Raw genomic sequence first — 20,815 nt, 5'->3', positions numbered from 1 at the left:
CTGGTCCCGCAAGGACCAAATTTCATACCGCTGAAACGGGCGAATAGCCCACTGGTACGGCTCACCACACCGCTGAGAGGTAAGACTGCATGCTGGGAAGAACCAAGAAGAGCGGCGCGGGACGCGCGCGTCGAGTGCTCACAGCGCTGATGCTCGCCGTGATCGTGCCCGCCGGTCTGGCCGTAGCCGGGACAGGCGCAACCGCCAACGCGGCGTTCGACTCGCGAGCGTTCGACTTCGTCACCGACTCCAGCATGGGGCCGATCAAGAGCCGCATCTGGCGCGCTGCTGACGGCAACACCAATCGTGTGGTCTACCTGCTCGACGGCCTGCGCGCCACCAACGACATTTCCGGCTGGGAGCACGAGACCGACGTCGGCGCGTTCTTGGCGTCGTGGAACATCAACGTCGTCGAGCCTGTCGGTGGGCAGTCGAGCTTCTACAGCGACTGGTACGCACCGTCCAACTTCAACGGACAGCAGACCACGTACAAGTGGGAGACGTTCCTGACGGAGAATCTGCGCAACAACCTCTCCAGCCGCCTCGGCTTCAATCCGAATCGTAACGGCGTCGTCGGCATCTCGATGGGCGGCAGCGCTGCGCTGACGCTTGCTGCCTATCATCCCGACCAGTTCAGCTACGCGGGTTCGTTGTCCGGCTACCTGAACATCTCGGCTCCCGGAATGCGCGAGGCAATGCGTCTTGCACTTCTCGATTCGGGTCGCTTCAACATCGACGCCATGTGGGGACCGCCGTGGGATCCGGCGTGGTTGCGTAACGATCCGTTCGTGTTCGCACCGCGACTTCGCGACAACGGCACCCGCGTGTGGGTCTTCGCAGGAAGCGGTCTGCCGGGCGGACTCGATCAGCCGCGTTCTCCGATCGACTACTTCAACACCGGTAACGCCATGGGACTCGAGGCCATTGCTCTGGCCAACAGCCGCGCGTTCCAGATCCGGATGGCGAGCCTCGGTGCCAACAACGTGACGTACGCATTCCCGGCAGTGGGTACCCATCAGTGGGGCTACTGGCAGGAACAGGCTCACATCATGGCACCTGATCTGAGTGCGAATATCGGATAAAGTGCCCGGCGAAGTCCCCGCTTTTGGTCCTGTTGTGAAAGTTCACGACGTTTACAGGCTGGTCGGCGGGGCTTGCACAGGCTACTCTCAGTTCTTGATATCGGCCCCAGGGCAGATCTGCGACGCGAAGCCGCAGTTTTGCCCTGGGGCTGATGAGTGGAATACCCTCCAGTCTTAGTTCACGACCGAACACCCCTTTACTTACGGCCCGACAGGGCCGAAGATGCCCTGTTGGCACGCCGGGCGCCGCATTATCGCGGAGACCTGCAGTAGATGAGAGAGAGCACGATTCATGCGATTTGCTGGCCTCAGCAGTAAAGCCAGGTGGGGTAAACGCCTCATCGGCGTCGGCGCGGCAGCCCTCGTCCTCCCACTCGCCGTCGGTGTAGTGGGCGGCGCAACTGCTCTCGCGGCACCGAGCGCAGTTGTTCACAAGGCCCCGGCCGGTGGACGCGAAGACCTGTTCGTCCCGTCCGAGATGGGTCCGATCAAGGTCCAGGTCCAGTGGGCAGCGCGCGGCGGCGATGCCGCTCTCTACCTGCTCGACGGACTCCGCGCCCGCGACGACCGCAACGCGTGGTCCTTCGAGACCAATGCGCAAGACCAATTCGCCGGGGACAACGTCACGCTCGTCATGCCCGTCGGTGGGCAGGCCAGCTTCTACAGTGACTGGTACGCAGCTTCCAACCTGAACGGCCAGGAAGTCACCTACAAGTGGGAAACCTTCCTGACGGAGGATCTTCCGGCCTACCTCGAGAACTACGGCGTTTCGCGTAACAACAACGCTGTCGTCGGAATCTCGATGGGTGGCTCGGCTGCACTGACGCTCGCTGCGTACCACCGCGACCAGTTCAAGTTCGCCGGTTCGTTCTCCGGATACCTGAACATCTCTGCTCCCGGTATGCGTGAAGCCATCCGCGTGGCGATGCTCTCGCAGTCGTGGTTCAACGTCGACTCGATGTGGGGACCGCCCTGGAGCCCGGCGTGGCTTCGCAACGACCCGTTCGTCTTCGCTCCGAAGCTGAAGGGCTTGTCGCTGTACGTCTCGGCTGCCAGTGGTCTGCCCGGCGAGTTCGACAAGCCGCGTGCTCCGATCGACTTCTACAACACGGCAAACGGCATGGCTCTCGAAGCCCTGGCGCTCGCCAACAGCCGCGCATTCCAGGTCCGCCTGGCCACGCTCGGTATCCCGGCGACGTTCGACTTCCCGTCGAGCGGTATCCACGCGTGGCCGTACTGGTCCGCCGAGCTGTTCAAGGCCCGTGGTCAGATCCTCGAGGCACTGAACGCCTGATCTCGAACACGAGATCGAGTTCTGAATTCGCGTAAATGCCGTCCTGCACCAGGTGCAGGACGGCATTTACGCGTCTGCCGGAGCAAGTTCCAGATGGAACCATCAACAATTGCACCACCAGTCACAGCGAGCCTCGTGTGCTTCCGCGTAGTTCGCGTGTAGAAAGACATCGTCAGCAAGAACGAAGGAGAGTCATCATCATGCGCAGTGGGCTTGCTCGGTTCGGAGTAGCAGCGGCATTGGCCGTCGCCCTGGCATCGCCGTTCGGCGCGGCCGGCATTGCGCAAGCGACTCCGGTACCCGCGTCCTTGCCTGCGCAGACGCAGGCACCCTCCGGAGCTACCGTCACCCAAGTCGATTGGCTGTCGGACCGTCGCGTGGCGCTCTGGATCACGTCTCCTTCGATGGGCACTCCGATTCAGGTCCAGCTCCTGCTCGCGCGCGACTGGAACATCAACCCACAGGCCGTGTTCCCCTCGGTGTACATGCTCGATGGTCTCCGAGCAACGGACACCGAGAACGGATGGACGCTGGAGACGGACATCGAGTCCTACTTCGCCGACAAGAACGTCAACGTCGTACTTCCGGTCGGTGGACAGTCGAGCTTCTATTCCGACTGGATCGACCAGGATCAGGGGAAGAACTATCAGTGGGAGACGTTCCTGACCAAGGAACTCCCACCGATCCTCGAGAACGACTGGCGCACCAACCAGACTCGTGGTGTCGTCGGCCTGTCGATGGGTGGCACGGCCGCGATGTTCCTCGCTGCACGCAACCAGGGCTTCTTCACGTTCGCAGCGTCGCTGTCCGGCATTCTTACGACGACGTCTCTCGGCATGCCACAGGCGATTCAGTACGCGATGACCGACGCGGGCGGGTACAACTCCAAAGCGATGTGGGGTGCGCCCACCAATGATCTCTGGGCTCAGCACGACCCATACCTGTTGGCCGATCAGCTCGAAGGCGTCAGTCTCTACGTATCGAGCGGAAACGGCGCAGCCGGACCGTACGATCCGCCGTCGGGCATCCCGGGAGTCAGCTCCAACTACGCCGGTATGGGACTGGAAATCCTCTCGCGCCTGACCTCACAGACATTTGCGACCAAACTGAACAAGCTCGGAATCCCCGCCCAGGTCAATTACCGGCCGTCGGGAACACATACGTGGGAGTACTGGCAGTTCGAGCTGCATCAGCTCTGGCCGCAGCTCGCCGGCGCACTCGACGTCGACGTCGACAAGCCCGCATGCAACGTCGCCGGAGCCATCGGCAACGCGTCGGGCGCGAATTCCTGGCTGGGCGACTGCCTGACCCCGGAATACAACGTCGCAGGCGGTCGTGCACAGGACTTCAGGTTCGGACGCGTCTTCTTCTCGCCCGACTCGGGCGCTCAGGTAGTCGCAGGTGCGATCGGCGGCAATTACCAGGGCTCCGGCGGTCCTTCGGGCCCACTGGGCTTCCCGAAGACCGGTGAGTTCGGAACTCCCGACGGACGCGGACGCGGAAACGCATTCCAGAACGGAATGGTCTACTTCACGCCGCAGACCGGCGCGCACGCCGTGCGTGGCGCGATCCTCGACGAGTGGGCACGCCAGGGCTACGAGGGTGGCCCGTTGGGATACCCGGTGCTCGACGAGGTGGCGACGCCGTCGAAGCCGGGCGCGGTCCAGGGCTTCGAGATCGGCGCGATGTACTTCAGTCCCGAACTCGGTACCCACTCGGTGCAGGGCATGATCCTCGGCAAGTACGGCCAACTCGGATGGGAGAACGGCCCACTCGGCTTCCCGAAGACCAGTGAGCTCGGTCCGATCAAGGATGGCGGCCGGTTCAACGAGTTCGAGGGTGGCAACGTCTACTGGAGTCCGCTGACCGGGGCTTGGGCAATTCGCAACGGTGAGATCTTCGACGCATGGAAGAGCGTCGGCTACGAAGGTGGCCGATTGGGATATCTCACCAGTGATCAGTTCGATATCGACGGTGGCGGCGTGCAACAGAACTTCCAGTTCGGCATCATCACTGTGAAGGATGGCAAGGTCACAATCGCGCCGTGACCGCAGCTCGAGAGGTTCGGGGTCCCGCTTCAGGTTCCTCTCAGTGGAACTCTGTACCCTCACGCGTTGAACGATGCCGCTCGTGAATCATGCGCTTGTGAGGACTGGATTGAACATGCGAACGTCTCTGGCCCGAACCCTGTCGATGGGTGTTCTCGCCGTAGCTGCAGGTGGAATGTTGGTCGCCTGCGGAAGCGACGACTCCACCGCCACCGGGGTACCGACCACCACCGCCACCACCACTACGGCCGAATCCTCGACCACCTCGGCGACGACCTCGGCGAGCGAGTCGACGACGTCGGCCGCAGTGACGAGTCCCGGTGAGGCAGCGACGGCACCACCGGAGCAGCCGCAGCCGGTACCCGAGGACTTCCCGGGTGCAACCCAGGTGCCGATGGACGATCGAGGCCAGGCGTTTCTCGAAGAGTTGAAGAAGAGTGGGGTCACCCCGGCGGGCAACGGTGAGATCGCCATCTCGACGGCCACCTACATTTGTTCGGCGCAGTCGCAGGGTGTCGCACCGGACGAGATCTCGACGTTCGTGACAGCCAACGTGGGGGTCGAGGCCAGCGCGTCGGGCACGCAGATCACGGCCGAACAGGCAGGCGAGACCGCTCAGCTCTACATCACCGCCGCGCAGAACACGATTTGTAAGGCCTGACGGTCTCGATGGCGAACGGGACGAAGAAAAAGAGGCATCTGCTACCGAAGCTCCTTGCGGTAGCAGTTGTTCTCGGCCTGATCATCGTGGCCGCGTGGTATCTGCTTGCCGGAAGGCTGCCGGACACTGTGCCTTCTCCGGTGCCAGAGCCCGGCCCTGGTGAACAGACGTCGCAACCGGCGGACTGTGCCGATGTCTCGGTCATCGCCATCCCCGGTACCTGGGAATCTTCGGCGACCGATGATCCGTACAACCCGTCGGCCAATCCGTTGTCGTTGATGCTGAACGTGACTCGTCCGCTGCAGGAGCAGTTCGAGCCGGGACGGGCAAGTGTGTACACGGTCCCGTATGTTGCGCAGTTCTCCAACCCGATCGCGTTCCCGCCCGACGGCCAGCAGTCGTACAACAACTCTCGCACCGCGGGTACTGCGGCAGCGAAGGCCGAACTGACCCGCGTCAGCGAGCATTGCCCGCTGACGAGTTACATCCTGGCTGGCTTCTCGCAAGGTGCGGTCATAGCAGGCGACATTGCAGCCGAGATCGGTGCAGGCAACGGACCGGTCTCAGCGGACAAGGTTCTGGGCGTGACATTGATAGCGGACGGGCGCCGTGACGGCACCTCCGGTCAGGACATCGGACCGCCGGTCGACGGCGTCGGCGCCGAGGTTGCACTCGGTGGTCTCGACTTTCCCGGCGTCACGATGACCGGGGCCCGCGCCGGCGGATTCGGTTCACTCGATTCGGTGGTCAACCAGATATGTGCGCCAGGCGATCTCATCTGTACTGCTCCGTCGGAAGGCTTGTCGCTGCGCAACATTCCGCAGAGCCTCGGAATTCTCGTGGGGGCTGCAGGTAACCCGGTGCATGCGTCGTACAACACCTTCGTCGTCGATGACAGCGGCACTACGTCTACGCAATGGACTGCGCAGTGGGCGGCCGGTCTGATCGAGCAGGCGCCGGCGATTCCGCACTCCTGAGTAGAGGGGACCGGGCCCACTGGAGGTGTCACAAGGTCCACACCGCCCTCTGGGGAATAGGCACAAAGCTGGTCCTCGTGTACCCCGGCAGGTGTATTCCCGGGTAGTGAGCAGATAGAGTGGCCGCTTGGAGTAGGCGCAATCGGCGCTGGAATCTACGCGCACCCGCATCGAGGAGACCTATACATGTGTTCCGCCCAGGCCCCGGATCTACCCGCTGATGGGCAGATCAGGGCGCTTCGTCCGTTCCGCTTCGCAGCAGGCGGTGAGGGCAACGCAGAGGAGGGTGGGGCGCGCAAGTTCATCAAGCTGGCGCAGCTGGCCGAGGAGCTCGGCTACGACAGCTTCATGATCCCGGATCACCTCGGCAATCAGGTCGGCCCGATTGCGGCGCTCGGCGCGCTCGCGGTGGCGACGGAGAAGATCCGTCTTGGTACCGCAGTTCTCGCGAACGGGTTTCGGCATCCGGCGATTCTGGCCAAGGACGCCGCGACCATCGACGTTCTCTCGGGGGGCCGCCTCGAGCTCGGGCTGGGCGCAGGCTGGATGCGTGACGAGTACGACAAGGCCGGCATCACGTACGACCGGCCGGGTGTACGTATCGAGAAGCTCGAGGAGAGTCTCCAGATTCTCGATACTTTGCTTCGCGGCAAAGAGTGCAATTTCGAGGGCAAACATTTCAAGATCACCGGCTTGAAGGGCAGTCCACGGCCACGTCAGGGACCGAGACCGCCGATCTGCGTCGGCGGTGGTGGCCCTCGGATGTTGGCACTGGCTGCAAAGTATGCCGACATCATCTCGGTCGTGCCGAGTTCGACGAAGGACGGCAAGCTTCGTCTGTCCGGTATGACGTTGGAGAAGACGATCGAACGCGTCGAGCTCATCCGTGAGGCAGCCGGAGAGCGCTTCGAGGAGATCGAACTGAACTGGGCAATCACGACCATCGTGGTCACGGACGATCGTGAGCAGATGGCTGAGATGGCGCTGGCTGCTCTCGACAACGGCTATCCGCCGAACGTCGACGTGGATGTGAAGTTGAGTATCGAGGATATTTTGACCTCGCCGTACCTCGCGTTCGGAACGTACGAGGAAATTGCCGACCAAATCCGTAACGTTCGCGCGAAAACAACGATGTCCTATGTCGGGGTTTTCCCCACACAGATGGAAGCGTTCGCACCGGTCATCGAGTTGCTGAAGGGTGAATGACCGGACGTTCGGTGCTCGAATGGCGGGGCCGGCAGGTCCGGCCTTCCTGAGAACTACCAGCTAGTAATGTTTCACGCTGTACTGCGTTTACGTGAGTCGAGAAGAAAAGTCGGGGCGCGGGCCGTTGCCCGATCGTGCAGCAGCAGCGGATTCCGCGGAGGAGAAGCGAACACATGAGCCATACATTCGATGAATATATCGATGAGAACGGCCACATCGTCATCGGCGAGGGTAAGACTCTCGTCCGCCATGTCGAGGTGAACGTTGCAAAGAATGCCGACACACTGGCATATCGATTCATGGATTATTCGACCGAACGCGACGGTGAAGCTCACGAGCTCACCTGGGCGCAGTTCGGACGTCGTCTACGCGCCGTGGCCGCTCGTCTGCAGCAGGTCACCTCTCCCGGTGACCGTGTCGCAATTCTGGCGCCGCAGGGGCTCGACTACGTCATCGCATTCTTCGCAGCCATCTACGCGGGGACCATCGCGGTTCCGCTCTTCGACCCGGACGAGCCGGGTCACTCCGACCGGCTGCATGCCGTGCTCGGCGACTGTGAGCCGACGGCCATTCTCACGGCAACCCAGTCCGCAGCAGGGGTTCGAGCATTCTTCCGAGGACTGCCCGCTGCGCAGCGTCCGCGCATCATCGCCGTCGACGCCATTCCAGACAGCGTCGGCGAGACCTGGGTGGAACCGAACGCCAAGCTCGACGATATCGCGTATCTGCAGTACACCTCGGGTTCGACCCGTACCCCGGCAGGCGTCGAGATCACCCACCGCGCGGTCGGCGTCAACGCCCTTCAGATGGTGGACAGCATGGGGATCACCGTGGATTCACGCGGTGTCACCTGGCTGCCGATGTTCCACGACATGGGATTGCTGACGGTCATCTTGCCCGCACTCGGCGGCCGGTACATCACCATCATGAGCCCGCGTGCGTTCGTGCAGCGGCCATGGCGCTGGATCAAGGAACTCGCTGCGGTCTCCGACGGTGCAGGCACGTTTGCGGCCGCTCCCAACTTCGCTTTCGAGCATGCCGCGCAGCGTGGGTTGCCGAAGAACGGCGAGCCGCTCGATCTCTCCAATGTCATCGGCCTGATCAACGGCAGCGAGCCGGTCACCACCTCGTCGATGAAGAAGTTCAACGAAGCATTCGGTCCGTACGGCCTCCCGAAGACGGCAATCAAGCCGTCGTACGGCATGGCTGAGGCGACGCTGTTCGTCTCCACCACCAATAACCTCGACGAGGCCAAGGTCGTGTACGTCGACCGGGTCGAGCTCAACGCGGGCAACTTCGTCGTCGTCGATCAGGATTCGGTCGGTGCCATTCCACAGGTTTCCACCGGTGAGGTTGCCCGAAGCCAATGGGCAGCCATCGTGAACTCCGATACCGCGACCGAGGTCGCCGACGATCACGTCGGTGAGATCTGGCTGCACGGAGAGAACATCGGTGTGGGTTATTGGGGCCGTGAGCAGGAGACCATCGAGACTTTCCACAACAAGCTCGTCAATCGCATCTCAGAGGGATCGCATGCCGAGGGTGCAGCCGACGGCGCCAAGTGGATGCGAACCGGCGACTACGGCGTCTACCACGGCGGCGAGCTCTACATCACCGGTCGCGTCAAAGACCTCGTGATCGTCGACGGAAGAAATCACTACCCACAGGACATCGAGTTCTCCGCGCAGGAGGCCAGCAAGGCCTTGCGTCCAGGATTCGTGGCGGCATTCTCGGTCCCGCTGAACCAGCTGCCCGACGTCGTGTTCGAGTTCAGCGGCTCAGCCCTGACCAAGGACCCCGGCGACAGCTCGGAGCAGCTGGTGATCGTTGCCGAGCGCGCGCCCGGTTCCGGTAAGGCCGACCCGGCGCCGATCGCAGACGTGGTTCGTACCGCGATTTCCACCCGCCACGGTGTGACGGTTCGTGACGTACTCCTTGTACCTGCCGGTTCCATTCCCCGTACCTCGAGCGGCAAAATTGCTCGACGCGCATGCAAAGCCGCTTACATCGAGGGCACCTTGCGCGGCGGCTACCAGCAGAATGCTTTCCCCGACGTGGAACAACCGGACTGAGTGTCTTGCGGACGTTCTTCGGAGACCACCTTTTCCAATGGACAGGTAGCTTGGTGAGTTGATGGCAAACCATGAGATCGATGCCGAACGAGTGACAGACAGCTCTGGGGCGGATATGACCGTGTCGCAGCTGCGTGAGTGGCTGCGCAACTGGGTCGCCGACGCAACTGGGCAGCCGGTCGCTCAGATTTCCGACGATCGGCCGATGGAAGAGTTCGGTCTCGCCTCTCGCGATGCCGTCGCACTCAGCGGTGATATCGAGGAACTCATGGGTGTCACGTTGACCGCTACGGTGGCGTACCAGCATCCGACGATCGCATCGCTGGCCACCCGCATCATCGAGGGCGAACCCGATGTTCCCGACGAGGCCGCCGACGACGCGTACTACCTCCAGGGCAACGGGTCCGGTTCCTCGCACGACATCGCCATCGTCGGCGTCTCGACGCGTTTCCCGGGCGCAGGGCACACCCCCGAAGAGATGTGGACGATGCTCAGTGAGGGCCGCGACGGCATCACCGACCTCCCCGAGGGGCGGTGGCAGGAGTTCACCTCCGATCCGGTCATCAAGGCTGCTGTCGACGCGACCGTCACGAAGGGCGGCTACCTCGACGACGTCAAGACGTTCGACGCGGAGTTCTTCGCGATGTCACCCAACGAGGTCGTCAATGTCGATCCTCAGCAGCGGCTGGCGCTGGAGCTCACCTGGGAAGCTCTCGAGCATGCACGTATCCCGGCCAGTTCCGTCAAGGGTTCGCAGGTCGGTGTCTTCATCGGTAGCTCGTCCAACGACTACCAGTTGCTCGCCGTCAGCGACCCCGCAGTTCACCCGTACGCACTGACCGGTACCTCGACGGCCATCGTCGCGAATCGAGTGTCGTACTTCTACGACTTCCGCGGACCGTCCATCGCGGTTGACACCGCATGCTCGTCCGCACTCGTGGCTGTGCACCAGGCCGTTCGAAGCCTGCGCGACGGCGAATCCGATCTTGCTGTCGCCGGTGGCGTCAACATGTTGCTAGCACCGCCGATCACCGTCGGCTTCGGCCAGACGGGTGTTCTGGCGCCGGACGGCAAGATCAAAGCGTTCTCCTCCGACGCCAACGGCATGATTCGATCCGAGGGTGGCGGTCTCGTCGTGCTCAAGCGGGTCGAAGACGCCGAGCGCGACGGAGACGACATTCTTGCGGTCATCGCCGGTTCGGCGATCAATTCGGACGGTCGCTCCAACGGGCTTCTCGCTCCGAGTCCCGACGCTCAGGCGGACGCTCTTCGCTTCGCCTACCGTGATGCCGGGATCAACCCGTCCGGTGTCGACTACATCGAGGCTCACGGCACCGGCACCATTCTCGGCGATCCCATCGAGGCGGACGCGCTCGGACGCGTCGTCGGCCGGGGTCGTAGCGAGGACAAGCCTGCTTTGCTCGGTTCGGCGAAGACCAACTTCGGTCACCTCGAATCCGCTGCGGGTGCAGCAGGTTTGATCAAGGTCGTCCTAGCGCTACAGCACAACCGGTTGCCGGCCTCGTTGAACTACGCGGGCCCCAACCCGTACATCGACTTCGACAAGGCGCATCTGAAGGTCGTGTCCGAGGGAGTCGAGTGGCCGCGATACACCGGCAAGGCCATCGCCGGTATCTCCGGTTTCGGTTTCGGCGGCACCAACGCGCACGTCGTGGTCACCGAATACGTCAAGGCCGTTCCAGAAGCTCTCGGCACGGAAGATGCACTGGCGGAAGTTGATACGCGCCTCCTGGTATCGAATGTCGAGACCACCGACCCCGTTGCCGAAGCCGAGCAGATTCTCGAGGAATCCGTTCCGCAGACCGTCGTGCTGGCAGTCTCGGCCGCACTGCCCTCCAGGCGTAAGCGCACGGCTTCGGAACTGGCCGACTGGCTCGAGACCGAAGCGGGAAGCATCACTCCACTCGCCGATATCGGACGGGCGCTGGCCAAACGGAACCACGGTCGTTCTCGTGCAGTCGTTCTCGCGTCGACGCACGCAGAAGCCATCACCGGATTGCGTGCCATCGCGTCCGGGAAGCCAGGGCAGGGCGTGTTCTCCGCGGACTCGCCTGCTTCCAATGGGGCAGTCTGGGTATTCTCCGGGTTCGGCTCGCAGCATCGCAAGATGGCAAATGCGCTGTACCGCAACAACACGACGTTCGCCGCTGCGGTGGACGAGGTCGACGAACTGCTGCTCGACGAGGCCGGTTACTCCATCAAGGAGATCATTCTCGACGATTCGCAGAACTACGAGTTCGAGAACTCGCAGGTCGCCATCTTCGTCATTCAGGTTGCACTGGCGGCCACGCTGCGCGCCCATGGCGCCGAGCCTTCTGCCGTCATCGGACATTCGATGGGTGAGGTCGCTGCGGCATACGTCGTGGGCGGGTTGAACCTCGAAGATGCGGTTCGCATCATCTACGCGCGCTCACGACTGCTCGCGGAAGGCCAGGAAGGTCTCGGTGCGGCGTCGCAGGGCGCAATGGCGCTCGTGGAATACACCCCGGACGAGGTCACTGCGCTCACCGATCAGTTCCCCGACGTCGAGCCATGCGTCTATGCGGCTCCGACACATACGACGGTCGGCGGACCACGCGGACAGGTCGAGGCGCTCGTCGAGATGGCCGAGGCCGCTGGCAAGATGGCCCGCATACTCGATGTGAAGGGTGCAGGCCACACCGCTGCAGTCGACCCACTCCTCGGTGAGCTGGCGGCGGAGTTGGCAGGCATCGAGCCCGGAAAGCTTCGTGCCGGTGTCTACTCCTCGGTCGACGAGCAGGCGCACTACCGCGCCGGCCACGAGCCGATCCACGGGGTGGAGTACTGGACCAAGGGCATGCGAAACCCGGTCTACTTCACGCAGGCAGTCGACGTCGCTGTCGGCGACGGTCACACCACGTTCGTCGAGTTGGCTCCCAACCCCGTCGCGCTGATGTCGATTGCGGGTACGGCATGGGCTGCAGGAGTTGCCGATTCGACGTTGATACCGACACTCAAGCGTAAGGAAGACGAGTCCGAGACGTTCCTCGCCGCGCTCGCTCAACTGTACGTCCATGGTCACGTCCTCGATCTGACGACGCTGTTCGACGATGGCGACTACGCGGCCATTCCGCGTACGTCCTACCTGCGTAAAGAGTTCTGGCTCGACTCGCGAGTCAACTCGAGCGGCAACTCCCACGTTCCCGGTTCCCGGGTTGCGCTGCCGGACGGTCGGCACGTGTGGGAGGTGCAGGCATCGGCTCTCGGAAGTTTCGACGAGCTGGTGAAGGCAGCTGCCTCGCAGGTTCTTTCGAGCGTCGAACTCGGATACTCGGTGTCACACGCGGCAGTCCCCAAGACCGGGACCGTCGTCACGACGGTGACTTCACACCTCGGTGGCGCGTCCGTTCAGGTGCACGCCCATCAGGGATCTGCGTTCACTCTGCTGCACGAGGCCGTCGTCACCTCCGGCGATCCGCTACCGGAACCCGTTGTCGCTGTGGCGCAGTCGTCTACCTCGCCGATAGAAGAGCTGCCGGAGGTCGTCGAGACGTTCGGTGACCGCTGGGATGCGAACGGTAGCCAGAAGCTCGAAGACCGGTTGGCGATCATCGTCGCCGAGTCGATGGGTTATGCCCCCGAGGACCTCCCACCGGAGGTGCCGCTGATCGAACTCGGGCTCGACTCGCTGAGTGCTGTGCGCATCAAGAATCGCGTCGAATACGAATTCGACATACCCACCGTGCAATTGCAGGCTGTGCGCGATGCCAACCTGCTCGAGGTCGAGAAGTACCTGCGATACGCGCTGGAGAACCGTGAAGAGGTTGCGGCCCTCGCCGAGCAACAGGCCGCGGAGAAGGAGGCCGACGCTCGTGACTCGGTCTCCCCGGCCGCGCCCGTCGAAGCTGCTCCCGACACGACCCCGGCTGTTGCGCAAACCGATTCGATGTCGGACCTGGGCGGCAAAGAAGGGTTCGCCGAGGCCGCAGGCTCCGACGTTCCGCCCCGCGACAACGCCGAGCGGATGACGTTCGCGACGTGGGCAGTCGTGACGAAGGAGTCCGCCAAGGGCATCTTCAACACGTTGCCGATCCTCGACGACGAGGTGGCCGAAAAGTTGGCGGCCCGATTGACCGAGCGGGCCGGCGGCGAAGTCACCTTCGACGACGTCCTCGACTCGGAGACCATCGAGCAGCTGGCCGAGAAGGTGCGCCCGCACCTAGAGGGCGGCGAAATCGACGGAGTAGTACGCAATTTGCGCGCCCGCCCCGAAGGTTCCACGGCCACACCGGTGTTCGCATTCCACTCGGCGGGCAGTTCCACGGTCGCCTACGAGCCGCTGCTCCGGAAGCTTCCCGCAGGTACCCCGATGTACGGTCTCGAACGAGTCGAAGGCCCGATCTCCGTGCGGGCCGCAGAATATGTGCCGCTGATCCGTGCAATCCAGCCGGAAGGTCCCTACGTATTCGTCGGATGGTCGCTCGGCGGCATCCTTGCGTACGAAGTTGCCAGGCAAATGGAGGAACAAGGCATCGAGGTGGCCTACATCGGGCTGCTCGATACGGTGATGCCAGGAACCGAAATCCCGGACACTCGCGACGAGGTGCGCAAGCGCTGGGAACGGTACGCGGCGTTCGCCAAGAAGACCTACGACGTCGACTACCCGATCCCGTACGACAAGCTGGTAGAAGCCGACGACGAAGGCCAGATCCGCATCATCACCGATCTCGTCAAGCTCAGCGGTGCGAAGATCCCCGGTGGCATCATCGAGCATCAACGCACTTCGTGGCTGGACAACCGTGCCATTCAGACAGCAGAACTGAAGCCGTACAGCGGGCCCGTGACGCTGTACATGGCCGACAAGTACCACGACGATGCCATCGCGTTGGAGCCCGCTTACGCCACCCGTGAAGCCCACGGTGGGTGGGGGCCGGTTGTGAAGAACCTCGAGATCGTCGAGATCGGAGGCGATCACCTTGCGATCGTCGACGAGCCGTACATTGGCAGAATCGCGGCACACATGACGAAGAAGCTCGAAGAAATCGAGTCAGGAGCTAAGCCTTGAGTGGTACCACCGCCGAAAAGTTGGCCGATCTGCGTGCCAACCTCGAACTCGCCAAAGAGCCGGCGGGTGAGATAGGCATCGCCAAGCGGGCGAAGAAGGGCATCGCGAGCGCTCGACAACGCGTGGACTCGCTACTGGACCCGGGCAGCTTCATCGAGATCGGTGCACTGGTCAAGGCTCCGAACGATCCCACCGCGCTGTACAGCGACGGAGTTGTCACCGGGCACGGCACCATCGACGGGCGACCGGTTGCCGTGTTCTCCCACGATCAGACCGTCTTCGGCGGCACCGTCGGCGAGATGTTCGGGCGAAAGGTCGCGGGCATCATGGACTTCGCGATCAAGGTCGGTTGCCCGGTCATCGGAATCAACGACTCCGGCGGCGCGCGCGTGCAGGACGCCGTCACCTCACTCGCGTGGTATGCCGAGCTAGGCCGTCGGCACGAGCCGTTGTCCGGCATGTGCCCGCAGGTATCGATCATCCTCGGCAAGTGTGCAGGCGGCGCGGTCTACGCACCCATCAACACCGATGTCGTCGTCGCCACCGAAGAGGCGTACATGTTCGTCACCGGGCCGGACGTCATCAAGTCCGTCACCGGAGAGGACGTCAGCCTCGACGAACTCGGAAGTGCACGCAAGCAGGCCGAATACGGCAACGTCCACCACGTTGCCGTGGACGAAGAAGCCGCATTCGCCTGGGTACGGAACTACCTGAGCTACATGCCGTCGAGCTGCCAGGAAGACCCGCCCGTGGTCAATCCGGGTATCGAGCCCGAGATCACCGAGTCGGACCTGTTGCTGGACAAGGTCATGCCCGACGCCGACAACGCCGGCTACGACATGCACGACATCATCCTTCGCATGTTCGACGACGGCGAATTCCACGAGATGTCCACGGGAATCGCACCGAACGTCATCACCGGACTCACCCGCGTCGACGGCAAATCGGTCGGCGTCGTCGCCAATCAGCCGATGTTCCTGTCCGGAGCACTCGACGCCGATGGCTCGGACAAAGCAGCACGCTTCATCCGGATCTGCGACGCCTACAACATCCCGCTCGTCTTCATTGTCGACACTCCAGGCTTCCTGCCCGGTGTCGATCAGGAGAAGGTCGGCGTCATCAAGCGCGGCGGACGATTCCTCTTCTCCTACATCGAAGCATCGGTTCCCAAGGTCACCGTCGTGGTTCGCAAAGCCTACGGTGGCGGCTACGCGGTCATGGGCTGCAAGCAACTGGGTGCGGACATCAACTTCGCTTGGCCGACCGGCCGTATCGCCGTCATGGGCGCAGAGGGTGCCGTCAACATCATCGGCCGCAAGCAACTCGCCGCGGCAGGAGACAACGCCCCGGCAGTGCGAGCTCAGCTCATCAACTTCTACAACGAGCACGTCGCAACACCATGGGTCGCAGCCGAACGCGGTTACATCGATGCCGTTATCGAACCGTCCCAGACGCGCCTCGAACTCCGCAAAGCACTCAAGTTGCTCGAGAACAAAGAGGTGTTCAAGAATCCGCGGAAGCATCACCTGCTTCCGATCTGACCTTTCGCTTGGTCGCGCACATTCGGTCGCTCCGCACTTTCGCTTGAATGGTCCATTCATACGATTGGTTAGCTTGGGTGCGCCGTTCATGCTTGGGTGATGTGGACGGGTGGGCGCGGGCGGGCGAGTGCACGGGCATAGCCGGCTCGAAGGTCGTCCAGTACCCCTGATGGGTCGTCTCTGATCTGCTTCGGCAGGTGCGCCACGATGATGACTCCGATACGTTCCATGTCCGCTCGACGTTTCAGGGTCTTGGCGTGGTCGGCAGGGCTCAGGTGATGGGCGAACGAGTCTATCTGCCAACCGAATCCGACAGTATCTATCCAGCCGTCGGGTCGTCCGAGAAATCTGCCGTCGGTGTCGAGGATGTCGCGGTTGTGGACCATTTTCGGAAGCCCCGAGGTGATGTAGAGCTTCTGTGCTTGAACCTCGGCAACGGAATGCGCATCGTCGGCAAGTTCGCTCGCGGCTGCCCAACCGACGGCACCGTGACGTCGGGGGCCATCCCTGAGTTCGCGGACTATCTCGTCGAGATCGGCCGCACCGCGTTGAACAGCTTCCGCGAACAAGCGAGTGCAGGCCCCGGTATGCCGCAATGCCCGTGCGGCGTCGACGAGCGCGCGTGGCAGTGGGGCGACGGCCAAGCGGCCACGATGTAATGGTTCCGGTAGGCGGTGCGTCCGCTCGACACGTACGAACGACGACGACGCTCGACGCATGGTCGCCGGAACGAGGATGTGGACGTCGCCCCCGACACGGTCGAAGCCGTGCTGCATTACGGCGGTGCCACCGGTGAGCATGCTCTGTTCGCCGCCGTAGAGCAAAGCGGCAGATTGCTGTTGTAGAAGCGTGGGACTGCCGTTGTGCAACAGGATGATTCCCGGCAGTATTCGACGCCATTTGCCGCCGTCAGCAGTTCGCAGGGTAATAGATCCGTCCGACACTCCGCATTGTCGAAGTGCCCGACGGGTGATGACGCCATTGAATGATGCGCCGTCCAGGATGTATCGGTTCGTTGCCCAGCTACCGCGTTTCATAAAGGGCAGTTTGCAGAGTTCGGCGACGGTCGAACGCCCTGCGACCAGGGCAGGCCGGAAGGGTGTTGACGCAGGCTTTGACTGTGGACAACTCGGCGTAATTGCCGAGACAAGGCTCCTGAATGTCAGTGCCGTGCGCTATGTGGGCCGGCGCGATACCGCCCTGATGACCGGCCCACCACCCGTCGCACGCTGCTTGAATGGCGCCCCGAAGCTATCTGATCGTATGAGTGGACCATTGAAGCGGGTGGTGAGGCCCGCTCCAACGGCCCACCACCCGTCGCACGCTGCTTGAATGGCGCCCCGAAGCTATCTGATCGTATGAGTGGACCATTGAAGCGGGTGGTGAGGCCCGCCCCAACGGCCCACCACCCGTCGCACGCTGCTTGAATGGCGCCCCGAAGCTATCTGATCGTATGAGTGGACCATTGAAGCGGGTGGTGAGGCCCGCCCCAACGGCCCACCCATCGGTGAACCTACTTGTCGAACACCCGCAGATTCCCGGGGGTCCAGAGGCCCGACCTGGTGACCTCGGAGGTGTCGATGGTCGGTGGGACTGCCTGTGGGTAGTACTGGTCGTAGCGTTCTAGGGAGCCCCAGTCGCGGGCCCAGTCTCGGTCGAGGTAGGTGGGAACGGTGACGGGCTTGGCGAGGAGTTCGGCCCAGCCGAGGGGGCCGCCGTTGTCCCCGGACTGCCAGGTGTCGGTGGAGCTGACGGCCAGTGGACGGTCGGGGAGGATGCGGTAGTTCGGTACTTCGGCGACGCCGTATTGGTGGTCGAAGGGTCGCTGGCACGGGAATTGGAGTCCGACGGCCCAGTCGAGCAGGACTGGTTGTTCGCTGCCGATGAGGCTGTTGAGCGTTTCGAGCTGCGGTACTCGCGGCGGGGTGAACGCGAACCATTGGTCGCCGGTGAGGTTGGGGTCGTTGGCCACGATGCGTACGGCATCGGCGCTTTCGGGTAGGTCCGCGATGGGGATGCGGAGGTTGCGCCACGATGGGGCGGGTCCGATGTCGCGGGGCAGGTAGGTGCCTTGGACGTCGATCGTTCCGTCGGGTTGGCGCGCGCCGTACTCCATGAGGAGGGACTGCCCGTAGGTCAGTGCGCCGGTGTCGTCGACGGACAGGATGCGTCCGGCGGCCGAGATGACGATCAACGGTGCGGTGTCGGATCTTTCGGGGAGTGCGTACCAGCTGGAGGTCGCCGACGCGGGTTCCTGGATTCCGGGTTGGTAGGAGCCGAGGACGGGGGTGGTGGCGGGGTCGAGTCCGAAGGGGAGTGCGGCGGTGGATCCGTTGACGCCACGGTCGCCGATTCCGCCTCCGGTGCCGGAGCTCTGGCCTTCTTCGAAGGCCGGCCCGACGCTCTGCTGGTCGGTATTGCCCTGTCCTGGTTTGACTTCCACGGCGTCGGCGCTGAGGTCGGTGGGAACGCCGTTGGGAGTGAATTTCGAGGGGTCTTCGCCGCCGAGGGGGCCGGTTTCGGGGTCGAAACCGGCGGGGATCGGATCGAGGACGCCGGCGTTGGGATCCGATTCGACGAGAACGTCGGTGGCCAAACCGCAGCTCTTGCCGGTCAGTGATTCGATATTGGACCGGGCCAGTGAGTATGCGGGGTACTGCGAGACGGCTCCCTTGACGAGGGAGAGGATCTCGAAGAGAACCATGAGCCCGGCGACGACGGTGAGCGGTGCTGCAGCGAATTTCTTGATGCGCCTGCCGCGTTCGCTGGTGGCTCGTGGTTGCGGTGGCGCGTACCCCTCCCGGAGGTACTGCCAGGCAGCGAGCGCCAAGGCGAGTGCGAACAGTGCGAGGAACAGTGTTCCGGATTCGTGGCCGCCGAGGGACACGGTCTTGTCGAACCACGGGACGCCGTAGCTCGAGACGTACCAGTAGCCGTTGATGCCCGAAAATGCCAGTGCCAGAACGAACATCAGGCCGGCAAGGAAGATCGTACGGTTTCTGCGCGATCGGAGTGCACTGGCCGAGATGGCGACGGCCGTCAGTGCCGCGAGGCTACCGGCGATGCCTGCGTAGGAACCGAAGTGGTGTGTCCACTTGGTCGGGTTGAACATCATGAAGAAGATGGTTCCGAAGACGACGCCGATGAGACGCCATGCGGGTCCGTTCGCAATGCCGGGGACGCGTCGACGTCGCAACAGGATGAACAGTGTCGAGAACAGGCACAGCAGCATCACCAGGAATGCGAATCGGCGTGCGACGGAACCGTCCACGGTCTGGACGAACAGGTAGTAGTAGCGCAGGAAGTCCTGGTACCACGCCTCGCTAGGGCCGATGGCCGTGCGGACTCGGGTGGATTCGATGACGGTGGCGAAGGTTTGGTCGGCGAAGACGACGACGAGAACGAGGAATCCTGCCGCGGCCAGCGGCGCGACGAGTGCCAACGTACCGACTTGGCGATGACGTCGAATGACGATTCGAGCCATGGGCCGTGCGCCTGCCAACAGTGCTGCGACACACATCAATCCGGTAGGCGCGGCAGCGAGTGTGAATGCGCCGATCAAGAAAGCGGCGGCCGCGGGTAACAGTCGTCCGGTTGCGATGGAGCGTTCGATCGAGCACCAGGTGAGCAGCGCACCGACGGCGACGATCGGCTCCGGGCGTAGTCCGTTGTTGTACGGCAACCAGAACGCGAGGAACACCAGACCACCGGTCCACAGTGCGACGTTCGATTTGCGTACTGCGCGACCCAGGCGGGGAACGACCTCGCGGCTGATGACCATCCAACACAGGATTCCGGCGATCAATGCGGGTAGGCGGATCCATGGGCTGGCCGTGGACACCTTGGCGAACAGTGCGAGGACGTCGTAGTACCAGCCGAACGGTGCTTCGGGGACGCCGAACCACCGGAAGTAGTTGGCCATGTAGCCGGACTTCTCGGCCGCACGGGCCATGGTCAGCAGGTAGCCGTCGTCGGAAGTATTTGCTCCGACGAAATGCCAGCCGATCAAGACGCCGACGACCGTGACGTCGATGCCGGTGAACTTCCACCAGTTCGACGGGAAGAAGCGTCGGTGACCGCGGCCGTCGATGCCGTCGAGTCGGCCGAGCGCGCCCACGGCGAGGATGGTGCAGACGACCGCCAGGATCATCGCGAGCAGTTTTAGAATCGTCGGGCTCGAGGAGAACCGCGAATCGACGTCGATAGTCGCCGACATTCCTGCAGGGGCAGCACCGGAGAGGTCGGTGAAGAGTCCGACGACCTGGGGACGTAGGTCGCCGTCGAGACGTCCGGAGCGCGGGTTGCCCTGCTTGTCGGACAGGCCGGCGAACTCGGCCGACGTCGAGTCGATGTTCGAGGTGATCTCGATGGAGCTACATGCGGCGCCCTGGACGTCGGCACGCGGTGCTGTGGCGACTACTACGTTGCGGTCCAATACGTCCACGGACGCCTCGCTGACGCGCACGAAGAGGCTGTTGAGCGCTGCCCCTTCACCCTGGGGCGGTGCGGTTGCCAGCAGGAGGCCACCCGACGGCGGTAGCTGTGCGACGGCGCTGCACGGGATGCTAGCGGTGAAGGCGATGGGAGCCTGTGACACGAGCGGCGCTTCGATGTCCTGCAGCGAACCGGCCTCGGGCCAGTTGATCGTCGACGTGGTTTGCACGACCGGAAGAAACGGGGTCAGGAGCGCGAGAAACGCGCCGAGCAGACCGGTGATGATGGCAACCAGGCGCGTGGTGCGCACCTGGGATCGAAGATCGACCGCAGAGCCCTTCCTCGGTGAGGCGGAGGGCACGGCGGAAGAATCTGTCACGGCGTCGGGCACGGTTGACGATGGTATGCGAGCGCTATCGGTTCACCGCATTCGCATGGTGAAAGAACCGGGAA

Annotated in this window: 11 protein-coding genes; 9 read left to right on the top strand and 2 right to left on the bottom strand. The window is 63.2% G+C overall.

The window, feature by feature from the left end:
• The first annotated feature begins 89 nt into the window (after window positions 1–89).
• The 9 genes from E5720_RS09525 (at window position 90) to E5720_RS09485 (ending at window position 15,928) form a co-directional block, all read left to right on the top strand.
• Window positions 90–1,082 carry an alpha/beta hydrolase family protein gene (locus E5720_RS09525; protein WP_210729984.1) on the top strand — a complete coding sequence of 331 codons (993 nt, stop codon included), beginning with the start codon at window positions 90–92 and terminating at the stop codon, window positions 1,080–1,082.
• Between the two features lie 292 nt (window positions 1,083–1,374).
• The gene (locus E5720_RS09520) at window positions 1,375–2,376 is read left to right on the top strand and encodes an alpha/beta hydrolase family protein (RefSeq protein ID WP_136170467.1); all 1,002 of its coding nucleotides are present in this window, start codon (window positions 1,375–1,377) and stop codon (window positions 2,374–2,376) included.
• A 200-nt stretch (window positions 2,377–2,576) separates the two neighbouring features.
• Window positions 2,577–4,424, top strand: a complete 1,848-nt coding sequence (locus E5720_RS09515; protein ID WP_136170466.1) for an alpha/beta hydrolase-fold protein — start codon at window positions 2,577–2,579, stop codon at window positions 4,422–4,424.
• A 115-nt stretch (window positions 4,425–4,539) separates the two neighbouring features.
• Entirely contained in the window at window positions 4,540–5,085 is a 546-nt protein-coding gene (locus E5720_RS09510) for a DUF732 domain-containing protein (protein ID WP_136170465.1), read from the top strand.
• Window positions 5,086–5,093: 8 nt separating this feature from the next.
• Window positions 5,094–6,062 (top strand): cutinase family protein, encoded by a 969-nt coding sequence (locus tag E5720_RS09505; protein ID WP_136170464.1) that lies wholly within the window; start codon window positions 5,094–5,096, stop codon window positions 6,060–6,062.
• 186 nt (window positions 6,063–6,248) lie between these two features.
• Window positions 6,249–7,268: an LLM class F420-dependent oxidoreductase gene (locus E5720_RS09500; RefSeq protein ID WP_084348138.1), complete on the top strand. Its 1,020-nt coding sequence runs from the start codon at window positions 6,249–6,251 to the stop codon at window positions 7,266–7,268.
• 173 nt (window positions 7,269–7,441) lie between these two features.
• Window positions 7,442–9,340: a long-chain-fatty-acid--AMP ligase FadD32 gene (fadD32, locus tag E5720_RS09495; protein WP_136170463.1), complete on the top strand. Its 1,899-nt coding sequence runs from the start codon at window positions 7,442–7,444 to the stop codon at window positions 9,338–9,340.
• Between the two features lie 115 nt (window positions 9,341–9,455).
• Window positions 9,456–14,387, top strand: a complete 4,932-nt coding sequence (pks13, locus tag E5720_RS09490) for a polyketide synthase Pks13 (RefSeq protein ID WP_136170462.1) — start codon at window positions 9,456–9,458, stop codon at window positions 14,385–14,387.
• On the top strand, window positions 14,384–15,928 hold the full coding sequence (locus E5720_RS09485) for an acyl-CoA carboxylase subunit beta (protein ID WP_136170461.1): 1,545 nt from the start codon (window positions 14,384–14,386) through the stop codon (window positions 15,926–15,928). Before pks13 ends, E5720_RS09485 begins: the two co-directional genes overlap by 4 nt.
• Window positions 15,929–16,014: 86 nt before the next feature.
• On the opposite strand, the gene E5720_RS09480 is transcribed toward E5720_RS09485, so the two are convergent.
• Window positions 16,015–16,965, bottom strand: coding sequence for a hypothetical protein (locus tag E5720_RS09480; RefSeq protein ID WP_136170460.1), 951 nt, complete (start codon window positions 16,963–16,965; stop codon window positions 16,015–16,017).
• A 476-nt stretch (window positions 16,966–17,441) separates the two neighbouring features.
• Window positions 17,442–20,753, bottom strand: a complete 3,312-nt coding sequence (locus tag E5720_RS09475) for an arabinosyltransferase domain-containing protein (RefSeq protein WP_136170459.1) — start codon at window positions 20,751–20,753, stop codon at window positions 17,442–17,444.
• Window positions 20,754–20,815: the final 62 nt, after the last annotated feature.

Origin of the sequence: Rhodococcus sp. PAMC28707 (genome assembly GCF_004795915.1) — a bacterium.
Lineage (GTDB): Bacteria > Actinomycetota > Actinomycetes > Mycobacteriales > Mycobacteriaceae > Rhodococcoides.
Note: the sequence above shows the minus strand (reverse complement) of the source record. Positions and strands in the feature narration are given on the sequence as shown.